At 46.2% G+C, this 19,191-nt stretch carries 6 protein-coding genes; all 6 read right to left on the bottom strand.

Features of this window, described 5'->3' with window-relative positions:
- Window positions 1-6 precede the first annotated feature (6 nt).
- The 6 genes from KB186_RS16705 to KB186_RS28370 all read right to left on the bottom strand — a co-directional run bounded on the left by KB186_RS16705 (window position 7) and on the right by KB186_RS28370 (window position 19,070).
- Window positions 7-7,122, bottom strand: coding sequence for an amino acid adenylation domain-containing protein (locus tag KB186_RS16705; protein ID WP_232774016.1), 7,116 nt, complete (start codon window positions 7,120-7,122; stop codon window positions 7-9).
- Window positions 7,123-8,026: 904 nt separating this feature from the next.
- Window positions 8,027-12,991 (bottom strand): Ig-like domain-containing protein, encoded by a 4,965-nt coding sequence (locus KB186_RS16710; RefSeq protein ID WP_232774017.1) that lies wholly within the window; start codon window positions 12,989-12,991, stop codon window positions 8,027-8,029.
- Window positions 12,992-13,216: 225 nt separating this feature from the next.
- Window positions 13,217-13,744 carry a hypothetical protein gene (locus tag KB186_RS16715; protein ID WP_173611094.1) on the bottom strand — a complete coding sequence of 176 codons (528 nt, stop codon included), beginning with the start codon at window positions 13,742-13,744 and terminating at the stop codon, window positions 13,217-13,219.
- Window positions 13,725-15,512 (bottom strand): sensor histidine kinase, encoded by a 1,788-nt coding sequence (locus tag KB186_RS16720; RefSeq protein WP_232774018.1) that lies wholly within the window; start codon window positions 15,510-15,512, stop codon window positions 13,725-13,727. The genes KB186_RS16715 and KB186_RS16720 overlap by 20 nt, the downstream gene beginning before the upstream one ends.
- Window positions 15,509-16,189, bottom strand: a complete 681-nt coding sequence (locus tag KB186_RS16725; RefSeq protein ID WP_172142293.1) for a response regulator transcription factor — start codon at window positions 16,187-16,189, stop codon at window positions 15,509-15,511. Before KB186_RS16725 ends, KB186_RS16720 begins: the two co-directional genes overlap by 4 nt.
- A 310-nt stretch (window positions 16,190-16,499) precedes the next feature.
- Entirely contained in the window at window positions 16,500-19,070 is a 2,571-nt protein-coding gene (locus KB186_RS28370) for a winged helix-turn-helix domain-containing protein (protein WP_173611092.1), read from the bottom strand.
- Window positions 19,071-19,191 lie beyond the last annotated feature (121 nt).

Here is a 19,191-nt window from a genome sequence, read left to right on the forward strand (position 1 = left end):
CACCTCCTAATGATTACTCCACATTTCCAGCAGTTGCTTTTCTTCCTCTTCTGAAATCAGTCGCAAGCCTTCTATAGACTCCTCAGGATATGCCATCACTTGTTCGAGCCAATTCACAAAATGTCCGATCATTCGTTCTATGCTGGACGGATGAAATAAGTCTGTATTGTAGCCAAATGAAATCGTCAACGAGTGCTCTGAATTCACTTCTATGGAAATGGACAAATCAAATTTGGCAACCTTGATGGTGCTTTTCACTGGCTCAATGGTTCGATTTGGCCATTGCTTTACGTTTCTCAGATGGGTCTGCATTGTAAAAATTGTTTGAAAGACAGGGGAGTAACTGGCATTTCGCTCCGGCTGAAGGACCTCTACGATTTTTTCAAAGGGCACATCCTGATTTTCTTGCCCGCGCAACGTTTTTTCTTTGACTTGGGCGACCAATTGCCTGAAGCTTGGATTGTCTTCGACGTTTACTCTGTAAACCAGCGTGTTTACAAAGCACCCGATTACCCCTTCCATTTCTTTTCGAGTGCGATTCGCGACCGGGCTTCCTACCAAAATGTCTGTTTGTCCGGTATAGCGAGAGAGAAAGCCCTGATAGGCAGCCAGCAATGTCATAAACAGAGAAGCACCCTCTTGTTTGCTGAAAGCTTTTAGTTTTTCTAGTAATGAAGGGGCCAAATCGATATGCTGCATATCCCCTGCATACGTTTGAATGGCTGGTCGTGGACGATCGAACGGCAACTGAAGCACCGTAAGCTCATCTGCAAGTTCCTTTTCCCAATACGCCACTTGCTCTTTCATCGTCTCATCCGATAACCATTGTCTTTGCCATACTGCAAAGTCTCCGTATTGAATGGATAGCGGTGGCAGATTGGCAGGTGTTCCGCCGATTGCTTCTTCATAAAACGCCATCCACTCGTCCAGCAAGATATCCTCTGACCAGCCATCGAACACAATATGGTGGACCGTACAAAGCAGTATATACTCCGATTCATCCTGCTTAATCAGCTCGGCTTCAATCAACGGCCCTTGACTCAAGTCAAATACGCGATCAGCACTCCGTTGAATATAATGCTGGACCTGCTTCTCTCTTTCATCCGCAGATAGACTGCTTACATCCACGACAGGCAGTGCTCTTGGTTGATGCGGCTTAACGAGCTGTACAGGGACGCCATTTTGTTTTGCGAATACGGTACGAAGCATTTCATGACGTTCAATCAATTGGTTCAATCCTTTTTCTAAGCCGGCAACATCCCATGAACCGCTTAAGCGCCATACATAGGGAATGTTATAGACGTTGCTTCCGGGCTCCAGTTGGTCAAAAAACCACAACCGGTGCTGCGCAAAAGATAACGGGATCGGTTCCGTTCTATCCACTTGCACGAGAGCAGGCAATTGAACCATTTTCTCGCCTTGACGCAATTCGGTTAGCCGCTTCGCCAAGCCCTCAATGGTCGGGCAATCAAAGATCGCTCGGAGGGGTAAATGTTGACCAAACACCGCTCGTATTCGCGATACAACCTGTGTTGCCAACAGGGAATGCCCGCCCAATTCAAAGAACGAATCATATACCCCAATTGGGTTTACTTTTAAAACTTCACTCCAGATGAGTGCGAGCAATTCTTCTGTTGAGTTTCGTGGCGCTGTGTAGTGATGGCTTACCATATGGATCTCAGGCAGTGGCAATGCTTTACGATCCAATTTGCCACTCGATGTAAGCGGCATTTCCTCCACCCGTACAAAATAAGAAGGAATCATATAAGGCGGTAATTGTTTTTGTAAATGGTTTTTTAATGTCTCGACCTCTGATGCCCCACTGTAATAAGCGATTAATCGTTTATCCCCCGGCTCATATTCATGGGCAATGATGGCAACTTCTCCTGCCCCCTGTTGCTTCCTCATAACCGCTTCGATTTCACCTAATTCAATCCGATAACCGCGAATTTTCACTTGATTATCCATACGGCCGATGTACTCAATATTGCCGTCTGGCATCCACCGCGCGTAGTCACCTGTCTTGTAGAGCCTTTCAGATCGATTGCCAAAAGAATTCGGGACAAAACGTTCAACTGTTAACTCGGGCCTTCCGATATACCCTCGTGCAAGTCCAATGCCCCCAATAACCAATTCGCCCATCACGCCTATTGGCTGCAGGTCGCCTTCCTTATTGAGGATATACGCTTGAATATTATCCATAGGCTTACCGATGGGGATTACCTTGCTATCGGCCTGGCAATCATAGTAGGTCACTTCAATTGTCGTTTCCGTAGGACCATACAGATTAATAAGCGTCGTATGGTTCCGTTGCCCGATTAATCGATGAAAACGTTGAACCTGTTCCGTACTCAGAGCTTCCCCGGTTGTATAAACTCGCTGTAAAGTTTTGATTTCCTCTGCGCAATCAACGTTTTCCAAATGATCTAAAAAGATGCTGAGCATAGAAGGAACAAAATGAATATAGGTTACTTGGTGCCGGGCTACCGTTTTGACGATAAGCTCCGGATCTTTCTCTGCATGGGGAGCGAGGAAACAGAGTTTGCTGCCAGTGAAAAACCACAGGACTAATTCCGTTACGGAAACATCAAAACAATAGGGCGTTTTTTGCAAAATGGTGTCATGCTCGTTCATAGGGTAGCGATGGACCATCCAGTTCATCCGATTGACAACCGAGCAATGTTCGATCATGACTCCTTTTGGTGCTCCCGTCGAACCTGAGGTATAGATGACGTACGCCAAATTTTTCGAATGGGCAACCGACTCAAGATTATCGTATTCTACATCCTGATCTGGCCTATTCTCTTCCAATAACAGGACAGGTCCATTGAAATCAATCGCTGTCTTGAATTTCTCCTGCATGACGACGACCTTCGTATCGCTATCCCGGAGAATGTAGGACAGCCTTTCTTTCGGAGCCGCTGTGTCCATCGGCATATACACTCCACCCGCTTTTAGAATGGCAAGAATACCAATCATCATGTCGGGAGAACGCTCACTCATTAACCCTACTAATGTATCCGGCTTCACTCCCAGATTTCGCAATTTGCTTGCCAGGAAGTTTGCCCGGTTGTTTATTTGCCTGTAGGTCCATTGTTCGTTGCCGAATACAACCGCCATTCTCTCTGGCGTCCGTGCAGCTTGCTCCTCGAAGATTTGATGGAGCGTTTTCTGATCCTCAAACGCAACTTCCGTGTCATTCCACTCTTGGAGGATTTGATTCTGCTCAGAAGCGGTCAGCATAGGCATGGAATGCAGCGTCCGGTCACTGTGCGTAAGAACGCTTTTCAGCAATTCAATATAATGCGCAAACATGCGGCGCATGGTAGATTCGTCATACAAATCCGTATTGTATTCCCAGTCAAGGCTGATACTTCCGTATTCATCCTTTGTTAAAAGGGAAGAAGAGAGCTCCTCGTGATTCGTCACCACGACGTTGATATCGAATTTGGCCGATCCGTTGCTAATGCCTTCGGTGAGTTGAATATTCAGATTGGATACAGGCAAATGAGTGACTTTTGCATCCTGGAAACTAAACATGACTTGGAATAGAGGGTTGCGACTTTGATCACGCTTCAGTTTCAACGCATCGACTACTTGATCAAAAGGAATCTCTTGATTCTCGTACGCTTCCAAGGCTGACCTCTTCACGTCTTGCAATACATCCCGGAACGTCATAGTGTCGGTAAATTGCTGACGGATCACAATATTGTTAACAAACATCCCGATCAATTCTTCCGTGTCTTTCCAACGCCGATTCGCGATACCCGAACCTACAATAATGTCTTCTTGGCTGGAATAACGATGGAGCAAGGTTTGAAACGCAGCCATCATGACCATAAAGAGGGTCGTGTTTGTTTTCATGCAGTAATCACGCAGTTGAAGATACAGCTCTTCCGGTATTAATTGGGTGAACATATTCCCGTTAAAGGTTTGATTGACTGGTCGTGGCCGATCAGTGGGCAGTTCCAGAACCCCATTGGCTCCTTCCAGTAGATTCTTCCAGTACGTTAGCTGCTTGTTTTCCTTGCCGCGCTTAAACAGCTCATTTTGCCATACGCAATAGTCTGCAAATTGAATCGGCAATTCAGCCAATGGGGACGGTTTATTTTCAAGATAGGCACTGTACAGCGTAAACAGCTCTTTTAAAAATTTGCGGAATGACCATCCATCATGAATCAGATGATGCTCCACAAACAAAATGACAGATTCCCACTCAGAAATCTTGTAAACAATCCAGCGCGCCAATGGTAGCTGCGAGATATCAATCGGCTTTTTGATCTCCATTTGAATCAGTCTTTGAACTTTTGCAGCACGATCACTCTCAGGTAAGTGCGAAACATCGATAACAGGCAATTCCACATCGAATGGTTCATAGATCACCTGATACGGTTGTCCATTTTTCTCATGAAAAACGGTTCGGAATATTTCATGTCTGCGCACAATCTCCGTAAAACACTTATTGAGAATAGGGAGCTCCAGCCTCCCACGCACTCTCATTGTGGCTTGAAAAATATAAGCCAAGTTATTGGAACTTAACTGCTCTAAAAACCACACTCTTTCTTGCGAATAAGAAAGCGGCAATTCTCGATCTCGTGATACCCTTTTGATGGCAGGGAATGCATCCACTGCATTTACCTCATCTGCGTTAGCTATGATCGGTACGATGCTCCGAATCGTCGGATAGGCAAACAGAGCAGACAACGGAATCTCTTTCTTGAAAAGAGCACGGATTCTCGCAATCATTTGAGTCCCCAACAACGAATGTCCACCTAATTCAAAGAAATGATCCTCGACTCCAATCTCATCGTATCCGAACAAATCCTTCCAAATATCCAAGAGCTTCGTTTCCCATTCAGTTTCCGGTTTTACATATTCCGTCGAAACATGCGGGCGACTATTGCCTACCTCTGGCAGTGATTTACGATCAATTTTTCCGCTGGGTGTAAGCGGGAAAACATCCATTTTCACAAAATACGCTGGAACCATGAACTCTGGAAGCTGAGCTTTCAGATAATCACGCCATTCTGTTATCGTTCCAGACCCGACCACATAAGCGATCAGCTTGTTATTTTCATAGGCGTCTTTTTTCGCCACAATGATTGCTTGTTCCACAGTCGAATGATTGCCTAACGTAACTTCAATTTCCTCCAGCTCAATTCTGTACCCTCTCACTTTTACCTGGCTGTCATTTCGCCCGATATACTCCAAGTTTTCGTCGGCCAAGTACCGAACCAAGTCTCCCGTTCGATACAAACGCGAGTCTGATCCTGGACAAAACGGGTTGGAAATGAAGCGTTCCTTTGTCAATTCAGGGCGGTTCAAGTAACCTCTTGCTACGCCTGATCCGCCGACATACAGTTCTCCAGCAACTCCGACAGGTTGAATTTGCAAACGGTCGTTCAACACGTATAACTGTGTATTCGCATTCGGTTTTCCAATGGGTATTTGCGTGTGCTTATCATCTGAATGGCATGGGAAGCTGGCCACCTCGACTGTCGTCTCAGTCGGCCCATACGTGTTGTATAAGCTTGTACCATAAGGAATCGTCAATAGATCGATACTTTTCGCAACAACATGAGGCGGAAGCACTTCCCCTCCAACTGTGACGTATTTCAAAGAGGATAATGCAGAAGAAGAACCCTGATTTTCTATATAATCCAATACGGCTTTCAACATTGACGGAACAAACTCAAGATGGGTAATTCGATGCGTCTCGACTGCTTTCACAAGCAAGGCGGGGTCCTTCTCATCGCTACTCGGGAGAATGTACAGGCTAGCACCTTTTAACATCCACCAAAAGAGTTCCCAAACAGAAGCATCAAAGGAAACAGACGTTTTTTGCAAAAGCCTGTCCGTATGTAAAAGAGGACTGCGACTCTCCAGCGTTTGAAGAAAATTCATAACGGAATGATGCTCAATCATTACCCCCTTGGGATTTCCTGTCGAACCGGAGGTATAGATGACATAAGCAAGATTGTGGCCGGTTACTTCAATTGCAGGGGGCTCCGTGCTTTCATTCGACAAATTTTCGCAATAATCCAACAATTTTACCCCTTTTATTCCGTCAGGCACTTTTGTTGCGGACGCTTCATCCACAATCACTACTTGTAAAGCTGCATCTTCCATAACATAGTGGAGTCTTTGAACAGGATAAGCAGGATCGATCGGTACATAAGCGCCTCCTGCTTTCAACACACCTAATATGCTCACGATCATTTCTATGGAACGCTCTTGGCATATCCCCACCAATCCTTCAGTCGTTACCCCAATCTTCCGGAGGTAATTCGCTAGTTGATTTGAGCGGATATCCAATTCCCTATAAGTCATCTTCTCTTGCTTAAAAACGAGCGCGATGGCATCGGGATTGCGATTGGCCTGGAAACTAAAGGCAGTCATGATTGTATCAGGAACATTCGTGGGTTCGTCATTCCTGCACCAGTCGTCTACCAATTCTCTCTCTTGGGATTTGGCTATCAGTCTCAACAAATCGATAGGCGTTTCGACATCAGTGATTGCTTGTTCAATCCAGTTGCAAAAGTTCTCGATCATTCGTCGTATTGTTTGTTGTGTAAACAAGAAGGAATTATATGTGAATGTTATGCGCATGCCCTCGGCCTCTTCGACATCAACACGCAGCTCTACATTTGCTATTTGGGAGTCGACAAAAAGTCTGTTATCCTTATCCCCGGCTTTTCCCACTCTTAAAAAGGTATGAAATAATTTCGTAGTTTCGGAGTTGCTAGCAGGCTCCTCCTCCAACACATTATCTTTGACCTCGTTCAACAGCTGCTTAAAATTCGACGTTCCACCAACAATTACTCGACTTGTAAAAAAGGCAGAGCTATCACCTGCTATCGTACCAATCCGAATGTCGTTTTGCCCCGTATATCTGTAAAGATAGCTATAGTATGCAGCTAAGAGTAGTGTAAACATGTCAGTCTCTTCTTGCATGCAAAGTAATCTTGCTTGTTCCCCCACCGTTTTTGACAAGTCAATCGATTGCGTCTCTTCCGCATAACGAGCATTATTCAGTCTCGGGACATCAAACGGAAGCTGCAGCAATGGAGCCTCTTCTGCCAATTCTGAAAGCCAATGATTCACATGATCTTTCATGGTCATGATTATCCTCCTTTTTTGAGCTTGATAATGAAGGGGGAACCCTCTAAAATGGTGAAGTTCCTCACCCGCTCTGCTTGATCAGACTTTAAAAATGGATATTGGTCGGTAAGCCTCCCCCTCCTTTACAAAGTAGGCGTTGACTCAGCGAATCGTCCATGATAAAGACCGGACACCCGATTCGTTAAGGTGAAGCAAGTAAGCAGCGTCAAAAAAGGTCAGAATAGTTGACCAAACAAACATGTTGTTTCCTAATTTTATTGGGCATGTTCAAAGCGGCTACAAACGAGATGTGAACGGGAAGGTAAGTGAATCGAATTGCTATGAATTCGTGAAAAAGTGGAGTAGTGTTTGGAATACTGTTGAGTATGAAACACCTATGCAGGACAGTATTGCAATTGAATGGTAAATTGTTCCTTCGAATCGTGGAAAGGTAGCTTCAGATTCTACTAGGAAGAGGGGAATTTTTAGAACAATTACCTAATCAAAGTATAAAATGTAATAGATTACCAATTAGGTACATTATACCATATCTGAATTTTATGTCAAATCATAGCGTATCCATTGGTTTATTATAAAACAAAAATAGACATGTTTACCTTCTCGGGTAGTCTGGTGTAGAAATTCATCGATACCTGAGAAGGCTGAACATGTCTATTTTTCCATTAACCTTGAAAAAGGGTATACCCTCCTACTACTATCGAGACTGCAAATAATATACCAAAGTACCACTTCGTAAATCGAAGACTGAACCACGAGCCTTCCCACCATAAGATCCCGAAAAAAATTGCCCCAATCAGGATGCTACTTGCAAAAGCAATGAGTGCATTTTCCATCTTTCTTCACCTTTTAAAACAGAATGGAAAAGGGGCTGCCCTCCACGGTAGATCGAACAGCCCCTTTTTATTTACCTGACTGTAATGTGAATCGTAATGGTCTCGCCGCCGTATTCCACTGTAATGGTCGTTTTACCAGATTCCAGTGCGGTCACGACACCATTTTCTACAGTCGCAATCTCAGAATCTTCCACTGTCCATTCGGCATCTTTGGTGACGATCTCCTCGTACCTATTTTCATAGACCGCATACAGGACGATCTCTCCAGTATTGTCTGCCTTCAAGCTTAGCGAAGAGCGCGATACTCGCAAATCTTTCACTTTCTTTTCCTCTACGACGAGCACGCGATTGGTTACCTTTTTACCGCCGTATTTTGCAGTAATGACAGCCTTCCCTTCAGCCAGCGCTGTCACTTTTCCCTCTTTTGTTACTTCGATGACCTCATCGTCGCTAGAGGACCAAGTCGCTTTCTCTGTCACCTCTTCCGTGTTCTTGTCATTGAAGACGGCTGTCAGCGTTAGCTGCTTCTCCTCATCGATCTCCAGCACCAAATCCTTGAAGGAAGTCGTCAACGAACGAATCGTTTTCTTAGAAACCGTCACCGGAATCTCCAGTTCCTCGCCCATATAGCGAACGGTAACGATGTCTTCTCCCTCTTCTTTGCCCGCCGTAATGCGACCCTGCTTGACGGTAACCAACCCGTTTTCCGTGTCGTATTCAACATTTTTGTCTCTCGTGATATCCTTGCGTTTTTTGCCTTCTACCTTATAAACTCGTAAGGTTGTGGTTACTCTCGGCTTCATCCAGAAGGACGGTTCGTTTGTTTCCAACTGGAAGGTAGGTATTCCCTTAACGGTGACCTCCACCGAATCGGTTTTGTTCCCGTCCACGGTCGTCACTGTAATCGTCGCAGTTCCAGGAGCTACAGCCTTGATCTTGCCTTCCTCATTTACCTCGACGATCTCAGAGTCGCTGCTTTCCCACTTGACTCGTTTGTTGGTAGCATTTGTTGGTTTTACAGTAGCTCGAAGGCTTTCTGTATCACCCACACGCAGCGTTAACTCCTCTTCCTCCAGCTCAACTCCGGTGACCGGCTCTCCTGTTGGTGGATTCGGCACATTTGGCACGTATAGCTCAATGGAATCATCCAGTTCGACGGTGTTTCCTGCCTGGTCGCGAAGCTGGATCAAAACTTTTTTCATCCCATTGCCATACGTTAAGCTCCACGGTACTGTTCCCGTCACCTTTTCCCAGCTGCTCCACTTGCCTTGGTCATTGGAGATACGCATCTCGACATCTCCCAAGTTGTCCGAAGCAGTAACATGCAGTCTCACGCTGGTGGAGCTGGTTAGACGATCATCATTGTTGATGACGAATGTTCCTGTCGGTGCGGTTTTATCCAAAGTAAACGTGATCTTGGTTTCGTTTCCAGAAGCATCGAGGACCCGCAGTTCATGCTTGCCTTCACTTGTTACCCGGTCGCCACTTGCAAACGGGGCACCGTTCAACGTCGCGGTTCCTTCGTTGAATGTGATTGTCACGTCATCTTTGTAAATGCCTTTATCCTCGACTCCAGAAACAACGGGCGCATCTGCATCCAGCTCAATCGTATCGGACACGGTTGTGATGTGCCCTGCCCTGTCTGCGATCTGCATTTCGACCGTCTTGGTTCCATCACCGGACTTCAACTGCCATGCTTTGGTCGCAGTTACTGCCTCCCAATTGCTCCAGTCGTTGTCACCATTGGCAAAGCGGATTTGTACATCACTCGTACTGTCGTTCGCTGTGATGGAGAGCGTAACATCACGTGACTTGGTGGAATTGTCTCCGTTATTAATCGTGACGGTTCCAGTTGGCGCCACCACATCGAGTTCAATCGTATCACTTAGCTTTGTGACATTCCCCGCTTTGTCCCGCAGCTTGACATAGACCGTTTTGGTGCCGTTTGTACTGCCATCAACCAGCTTCCATGCTTTTGACTCCGCAAAACGCTCCCACGTACCCGAATTGTCATCGGCGTTAGCGATCGCCATTTCGATGTCGCCTGGATTTCCCGACGCAGTGAGTTGCAGTGTAACGTCTTCTGTTTTCGCAAATTCGGCTCCGTTATCAATGCTGAGCGTTCCAGCCGGTGGTGTTTTATCCAGCGTGAAACGAATCGTCGTGCGATTTTGCGCATCATCTGTGACGACCAACTCATACGATCCTTCCGCAGTGACGACCGAACCGCTCGTAAACGGATTGCCGTTCAGTAATGCTGTTCCCTCGCTGAAGGTAATCGTTACGTCGCTCGCATAGACACCGTCCTGGGCGACTCCTGTGACGACTGGTCCAGTGGAATCCAGCGTGATTTGCTTTTGAAGGGCCACTTGGTTTCCTGCCGGATCTCTCAGCTCGGTATAGACCGTTTTGGTTCCATCACCACCGCTTAGTTCCCATGGAACTTCGCCTTTTGTCGGCGCTGTTTTCCAATCGCTCCACGTCAGGTTGTCATTCGACAAGCGCATTTCCACACCATGAGTATCAGCCGACTCCACACTCAACGTAACCTTGCTCGTGTTGGTATACGATTGACCTTGATTGATCTCAAAGGCCCCCGTAGGGCTGGTCATATCGAGTGTGATCTCATCGGTAAAGCTGGCTATATTCCCTGCTTTGTCTTTTACTTCCATGGAAACCGACTTGGTTCCGTCCCCCGTCAGCAAGTTCCACACCTTTGTTGTGGTCAGCGTTTCCCAAGCAGTCCAATTGGCTGGATCGCTCGTATCATGGGAAAAGCGCATCTGTAGTTCATTGCTGAAATCGGTAACGGCAATTTGTAATGTGGTTGTAAGTGTATTGGTATAATCGGCGTCACCATTGATCTTGAGACTGCCCGACGGCTTCGTTTGATCAATCGAAAATGCAAGCATTGCTGTATTGCCCGCTTCATCCGTGACAATCAGCGTATAAGCGCCATCGTCATTGACGATTTCTCCGTCAGCTATCGTCTTTCCGTTCAAGGTCGCCTTTCCTTCGTTGAAGCTGATCGTCACACTCTGATTGTACAGCTTGTTGTTCTCTACCCCTGTGACTACAGGCGCAACCGTATCGAGTGTAATTGTTGTCTGTAAATCATGAGTGTTGCCAGCTTCGTCGATCAACTGTAGATAGACCGTTTTCTGTCCATCCCCATTTGTTAGCTTCCAAGACTTGGCGGTCGCCACATCCTCTAGCGCACTCCAGCTGATGTTATCGTTGGACAGCTTCATTTTCACCCTGCTGGAAACGTCAGTGGCATCGATTTGCAAAATGACATCTTGGTTATTCGTATGAGTGGCTCCGTTATTGATCGCAAGTGTTCCAGTCGGCGCGGTTTTATCCAGGGTAAAGGTTACCGTAGTCGTATTCCCCGCTGTATCCGTCACTACCAGCGTATACTTGCCCTCCACACTCACCTTTGTGCCGCTGACAAAAGGAGCACCATTCAATGTTGCTGTGCCGTCGTCGAAGACAGGTGTGACATCTGCCGTGTAGAAGCTGCCATTCGCTACCCCTGTCACAACAGGTGGCGTTTTGTCCAACACGATGGTACCAGATGTATAATACATATTCCCTGCACCATCACGGAACTTCGCGTAGACCGTTTTTTGCCCATCTCCGCTAGCCAAGTTCCATTCCAGCTTGTTGTTGACAGGAACAGGTATCCAGCTACCTGTAAAGCTGTTATCATTCGACAACATCACTTCTACAGGGCCGTTCGCATCACTTCCCTGAATGGTAAGCTCCACCTTTTCTGATGAAGTGGCTACGTTCCCATTATTGATTTCGATAGTCCCTGCCGGAGGTGTTATATCCAGCACAATGCTATCCTGCGCTTTCAGGACAGTTCCTGTTCCGTCACGCAGCTCCATGAAGATCGTTTTGGTCCCTTCGTTTGTCGTAAAGGTCCACATTACAGGTGTCGCAAACGACTTCCATTCGCTCCAAGGACCGCCTTCCACGTTCGTCAAACGATATTCGGGCTGGGCTGCGTCAGGATCATCATGGGCCATGGTGAGCGTCACATTTGGTGAATTCGTAAACGCAGCACCACCATTGATGGTAACCGTTGCTGTCGTTGGTGGTTCATCTACATCCGTCACTTGGATGTTCATCACCTTGGTGAATATATTGCCAGCCGAGTCTGTTGCGGTGATCGGTACAGCGTAAGTCGAGCTCGTTTCAAAATCAAACGTTTCTGTCGCCTTCAGTTGATTTCCGTCAACAGTAAATGGCACCGTAGGGTTTTGAATATGGAACGAAGCGGTGTCTCCTTGATCAGGATCTACTGCCGAAAGCGTACCAACTACCGCTCCTATTTGATTGTTTTCGGGAATCGAATTGGACGATAAGAGGATATCGGTTGGTGGAGTGTTAAGAGCATACGTGATTTCTAGCTGTGAAGCATAGCTAACATTTCTTTTGTCGTAGAAAATGATTTGAGGCTGATACAAGACAGGAACAGGTGGTGCTGTTTGTCTTCCTCTTAAAACAAAGGTAGCTTTTTTGTCTGGAATATTACTCATGACAAAGCTGGTTACATCAAACGATTTCCACCCTGTGAAATTAGTAGGAATAAACTCATTTGTTATGATTCTTTCCTGATACGAAGGTAGCACAGTCGCAAAATCATCGTTCCAATTGTCATCAAACGAGCCCCATAGATCAATGAAAGGCATATCTCCGCCTGTTGCTTCTACCTTATGCACATAAATTTTCAGAACAGCAGACTGAATTTTCCTCTCACTTTTCACGCCGCTCAGGTCAAAACGTAGAGCAGCATTCGCAGCCCCATAATCCCCACCAGAGTCTCGCGCATAGCCGACGATCAGCGTATTGGGAACACCCTGATAATCCAAGCCATCAGGATAGGCACCAAACGCATCCACGAACTTGTCTGCCTCTACTCCAATCTCTAGAAGTTCCGCTGCGTTGGCTTTTTCTTGAATAAGCATAGGTTGGACAATTGCAAACAGCAAAGTAAATACCAACAAACGAGCCATCATTCTTTTCATCAATAACGTTGTCCTCCTTCCTTCTTCATTTCAACTCCCCCTACTGTCGACACATTCCCCCAGCAAAACATCTGGGTGAAACAAAAATATGGTAACAACAGTCTTTTGCAAAAAATACTAACTAAAGTTATGTCTTTTCGTGATTGATTTTTTTCAATAAAAAAACCCACCGTACTGTTGCAAACAAAAAGAACCCCAAAAAATGGGGTTCCAATTTAGCGGGCGTTATTTAAGGATTAGCTCCTTCTCCCATGTCTTTTTATTGCCTTGCTCATTTTGAAAGACCAAGATCAATTTCCCCTTTTCCCCTTTCAACTCATCCTTGTAAAAGAAACCGGTGAACTGTCCATTGCCACTGATGTAAAAGCCATTCCCACCAGAGATACCTTCTGTGTCGTTTTTGATCGCTTGCTCTGTAGTGCTTACGATGTCAGTTTTCTCAGACTTCCACTGCATGCTAGCTAACGAATAGCCGGCAGGAAGCTTTTCAATAAAGAAATCGAAGCTATTCCCCTCGATGGGTTTCGGTTCCTGGTCGACCACGACGAGAATTTCTTTTTCCTGCTGTTCTGCGGCAATGTCTTGTGCAACTTTCTCCGGTTGTTTCTCCGTGTTTTCTTTGTTTTCCTGAGGAACTTGCTGCGGCACTTGACCAGTCGATTCTGAAGGAACCGGTGTGCCACAAGCACTAGTAACGAGTGATAGAACCAATACAGCCAGTAAGTTTTTCATATTATTCTTTTTCAAATTCATTGTCATTTCCACCTTTGTTTTCATTTTCAATCAACGTGAAGGAAAAAGCGACTCCATTCACGGTATTTTCCGCACCATAATCACTGCCATGTAGATCGAGGATATGTTTACAGATCGCCAATCCGAGACCCGTGCCGCCAGATTTCCGCCAGCGAGAGCTATCTACTCGATAAAATTGCTCCCATATCCGCGTTAGTTGATCGTCTGGGATGTGAGCTCCTTCATTTTCAATTCGAAACCGGATGCACTCCCGCTCGCGGGCCCCGGTAATCCGAATCTCACTTGATGGATTGGCGTGCCGGACTGCATTGCCAAGCAAATTCACGATCACTTGCTCGATACGTCTTGCATCTGCCCATACGTTGATCTCTTCTTCAGGTAAGGCGAGCGATAGTCGTACCTGCTTGTTTGCCAGCTGTAGTTGAAAGGAAGCGGCTACGCGATCTACGATTTCCGATATAGGAAACGATTGTCTACGAAGCAAAATGGCTTTGGCTTCGAATTTGGACAACTCCAGCATATCCATGATGAGTTCGTTCATCTTGTCGACTTCGCTTAAAATGACGTCCATGTATCGCTCCCGCTTTTCATGTGCGACATCATCTTTTAACCCTTCCGCAAAGCCCTTCACAATGCCAAGGGGGGTCTTCAGTTCATGAGAGATGTTTGCAATCAATTCTTTGCGAAGCTGCTCCATTTTTTCCTTATGCTCTAAATCCTCGCGAAGAGTGACATTGACACTCTTCAGGTCTTTTAATGTCTGATCCAGCTTGCCAGCTAACGTATTCAGATGGCGAGAGAGCTCACCGAATTCATCCTGAGAATGAATCGAAGCAAGTTCTGTGAAGTCCAGATTAGCCATGCGTGAAGCGGAATGACTCAGCATAACTAATGGTTGCGTGATGATCTTCGAAAAGACAAAGGACAGCAGCAGTAAGATGACGAGGATGACTGGCGTCGCGTATAGGGAATAGCTGGTCAGCATACTTACCGCATCGCTCACTGGTTGCAACGTCGTCACCGCCAGTATATAATTCGCCCCGCCCTGATCGGAGAATCGATGAATCACGATGGCATAGTTTACACCACTCCACGGATCAGTCCACTTCCGCTGGATGAATGATCCGCTTTTCATCTGTGTAATCTCGTCGGATTGCTGCGTCAGCCATGGTCCGATTTGATCAGCTACGAGAGAATCCTGATAAAAAGGGTTATGTGCCCGCTGCTGACTAGGCAGCATGAGTTCAGAAATAACTGCCGTAACCCGGGTTAGTCCATTTTCGGTCACATTTGTGGATGGACTTTGCCTCGCAATCCGTATCGGCTTCATGATCGTATTGTTCTCATCCATGTAGATTCCGTCGATGGTAATCGTGTCTCCAACATGGAGTCCTTCAGGAAGATCGGTGCTTTTCATTTCTTTTAGCGGTAAGGTAATCACTTGATTTTTATTTGCTACTTTCATTTCCAGAAAATAGGGGTCGAGATTCAATTGCCTGAGCTGCTCATCTACGATCGCGATGCTGGCATCTGTGCGATTCATCAATGTACCCACCAGCTTATCCAGCTTGTGCTTGTCGGGAGGGAGTTTGGCGTACTCATCTGGGAAAGATGCCATTGCTTGCGAGAGCTCGCTTACTTTCGCATTTAGATAAAAGCGCTCAAAGAAAAATTTTTCCCCTATCAATATCAAAGCGTAGAGCAAAAAGACAAAAACAAAAGTGGCGGCAAATAATTTTGTCACAACGTTTAGTCGAACTCGTTTCATCGCTTTGCCTCAAACTTATATCCAAAACGGATCATCGTCTGAATCAGATGCTGCTCTGTATCCAACTTGGCCCGCAGTTTTTTCACATGGGTATCAACGGTGCGATGGTCGCCAAAGTAGTCCATCCCCCAAACCCCATTCAATATGCTATCTCGGGACAAGACCGTCCCTTCATGCTTGATGAAGAACAGAAGCAGCTCATACTCTTTTGGTGTCAATGAAACCGGGACGCCGGCAATCGTGACAGTGTGAGCTCGTTTGTTTACCGTCAATGCTCCAAACTGAGCGATATCATCTCCCCTCCCGATGCTCCCCTCTGCTCTTTTCATCAGAGCTTTGGCACGGGCCACTAATACTTTTGGGCTAAACGGTTTGGTGACATATTCGTCTGCGCCAAGCTCAAAACCCATCAACTGGTCATCGTCGTCTACTCTTGCTGTAATGATCATGATGGGAATGTCGGATTGTTGGCGGATTTTTCTGCACACCGACCAGCCATCCATCTCGGGCATCATGATATCTAACACAACTAAATCGACAGAGTGCAGAGCGAAAAGCTCCATCGCCATTTTACCGTGCTGCGCTTCGTACACTTCCCAAGCTTCTTTTTTAAAATAATCCGATACAAATTCACGTATGAGCTCGTCGTCCTCTACGAGTAACACTTTCCGTTTCATTTCCGCACTCCTTACTCGTGGTTGTGCATTTATTGCATAGATTACCAATTTATCGTGAAACATACGAATCCGTTTCTCACCGTCACCATTCCATGACCGCCAACCTTGGTTTTACAAGATGAGTATAGATGGCTGATGTGACCGTTGTGTGTACATGAGATGGATTTCCAAAGAAAACAAATGACTTAGGCCACTGAAAACATACAAAACGAGCCTTAGAATTGATTCTATAGACTCGTTTTTCTTTCGTTATTTTGTTGATCTTGAAAGAGTGGACTTTTTCAGTGGCCTCCGTATCGGCGGGGGGATTCTAATGGTCGAGCTCACTTTCTCTTAATCTGACGATTGCTTGTGCACGATTTTTTACCTGGAGCTTGCTAAAAATCTGATGCACATGCCCTTTTACCGTCCCTAGTGTGAGATGCAGCTTGTCCGCAATCTCCGAGTTGGACAACCCTTCACCAATCAGTGCCAGTACTTCCGATTCTCTTTCCGTCAATTTTTCCAAGGAAGGGGATACCCGGATTTGAATATCAAGCGTAGGAAATTCCTTCTCCACGCTTTTGAGCAGCATCGAAAGATAAACCATCTCTTGCTTGGATACGTTTTTGCTTTTATAGAGCGAGTAAAGCATTTTGGCAACACCGGGACCTTCATCCAAAAAAGTGCGGACATAGCCTTCTGGCGCGGCTAACGTCACCGCCATGCGCATACACTCTATCGCTTCATGCTGCTGTTTTTGGATCATGTAAGCTTGACTGAGCAGAAGAAAGGCTTCAATCCGACTCCCGAGCCGATCCTTTATTTCCGCCTCGTGCTTTAAGCTGGTTAGCAGCATGATGGCTGCACTGTCGTTTTTTAAATAGATGTATACCCGGGCCAACGTCATTCTCTCAAATTCATGCCGGGAAGCGATAATATCTACATTCATTTTGGTATAGGGCTCGGCCCATTTTTCTATTTCTTCCCGTCGATTTTCTTCGATCCATAATCGGACGCGGAACGTTTCTACAAAAGCCATCCAATGAGGAGGCGCATCATGCTGGCGGCATAGCGAAGTGATTTCCTCCATGGCTAGCCACATCTCCTGGCTACGATGCTCTGCTTTTCTCCATCGAGCCAAAGTCAGATAAACCGGGACCAATACACCAAAGTTCAAAGAGATTGTGCCTAATTGTATCGCACGCGGTACGAAATATTTCAGCTGCTCAAAATCATTTTGCTCATAATAAAGCTCACCCAAAACAATAGAACCATAGGCCAATATACCAAGACCACTGTGCTTCCAGATCGCCCTTAGTTTTGGATAGTATTCATTCACGTTGGACAAATACCCGCTCAAGGCCACACGACTGCGCAGGACGTATGGCTCATCCGAATTCAGTTCAATGCCGACGATGAAGTAGCGGCTGAATTTAGGCTTCATGTGAACCGATTCTTCCATATATTTGAGGGAAAGGTCTACATTTCCCCGCATCACTTCGATATAACCCCGAAGCACACACATTTCTACTCGGCAGTCGTCATAGCTCCCATGATTCATCCGTGTTGCTTCGTCAGCCAATTGAAGGAGGATTTCCGCCTGATCAATTTCATTGGACACAGCATGCAGCCAGGCAAAAGCAATGCACAGCTCGGGGTTGCTTTCCAACCAGGACGCATCAAAGTATTTCATCCATCTGCGCAGTGTAATATTTTCGTACTGTTTCAACATCCACGGCGCATGTGTGACGATTAAACGGCTCGCCCGGTTCCAATCTTTTCCGAGAAACGCATGCTCAGTCGCCTCCATGATCCACCCGTGACTTTCAAACCAACAGCTTGCAGAGATATGTAGGGCAGGAAGCAGTTCGTTATATGTTTTCCTTACGTGGGAAAGCAGAAGTTCTGCGAACAAATGGTGATAACGATACCACTCATTTACGCCATCCAGTGCGATAACAAATGAATTCGTCCTCTCCAGCATACGAAGGATGTCGTGAGCGTCCGGCTCTCCGGTAACGGCTGCACATAGATCTCCTGTCAGACGCGGCAGTATGGACGTTTTCAACAAAAACATCTGCACCTTTTCTGGAAGTCTTTTCAATACTTCTTCCGTCAAATAGTCCCCGACATACTTGTCATTACCGGAAAATTGATGAATGACCTTTGATGCTTCGGGCTTTCCTTGCATAGACAAGGCTGCTAACTGCAAACCGGCCACCCATCCCTCTGTTCGTTTGCTCAGCAAGCCAATGGCTTGTTCTGACAAACTCAGACCCAGTTGCTCGCGGAATAAGCGCCGGCACTCCTCCTCATTGAACCGAAGAGTGTCTGAGCCCAGTTGCTTCAACTGTTTCCGGACACGTAGACGGTGTAGGGCAAAAGGAGGTTCCTCCCGCGTAATCAGGACGACATGCATATACAAGGAAGCATGCTGGATCAGTGTCTGCAATCCTTCATGGATGGAAGGCTCCTTTATGAGGTGGTAATCGTCCAATACCAGATAAAAGTCACGATCAAACCCCGCAATTTCCTCGAGCAGCACAGACATCAACTGCTCAGCAGAAGCCGTGTACTGTGGGTGAAGCACCGAGGAAGATTCTTTGCCCGAGCCTTCCTGTGCCATATCAATTGCTCTGGCAAAATATCGCCAAAAGCGCACGGGATCATTATCTGATTCATCCAGGGAGATCCAACCGGTCGGTTTGCCGGAATTTTGCGTCCATTGACTGACTGCTGTCGTTTTACCGAAGCCGGCTGGTGCGCACACGAGAATCAATCTTGCGGCGCCCGCTTCATCGATTTCTTTCAATATCTGACGCCGAAGTAACAAGTCCGAACCATACTTCGGAACATGAAGTTTGGTTGCAATAAGTGGACTGTACGTTAATAAATCCATACGCATCTCCTGCCTAGAAGTAAAATGACATTCATGAAGGAAACATGGAAAGTAGCCTTTCTATCGATGACCGGAAGCGCGATGAGGTTGGCTAACGGGGGAAAAAGAGATCATATTATGA

The sequence above is a fragment of the Brevibacillus sp. AF8 genome (assembly GCF_021270385.1).
GTDB lineage: Bacteria > Bacillota > Bacilli > Brevibacillales > Brevibacillaceae > Brevibacillus.

Coding starts and splice junctions, on each gene's coding strand:
- KB186_RS16720 (WP_232774018.1), bottom strand. CDS start 15,512: ATGAAACGAGTTCGACTAAACGTTGTGACAAAATTATTTGCCGCCACT.
- KB186_RS16725 (WP_172142293.1), bottom strand. CDS start 16,189: ATGAAACGGAAAGTGTTACTCGTAGAGGACGACGAGCTCATACGTGAA.
- KB186_RS16715 (WP_173611094.1), bottom strand. CDS start 13,744: ATGAATTTGAAAAAGAATAATATGAAAAACTTACTGGCTGTATTGGTT.
- KB186_RS16710 (WP_232774017.1), bottom strand. CDS start 12,991: ATGAAAAGAATGATGGCTCGTTTGTTGGTATTTACTTTGCTGTTTGCA.
- KB186_RS16705 (WP_232774016.1), bottom strand. CDS start 7,122: ATGACCATGAAAGATCATGTGAATCATTGGCTTTCAGAATTGGCAGAA.
- KB186_RS28370 (WP_173611092.1), bottom strand. CDS start 19,070: ATGGATTTATTAACGTACAGTCCACTTATTGCAACCAAACTTCATGTT.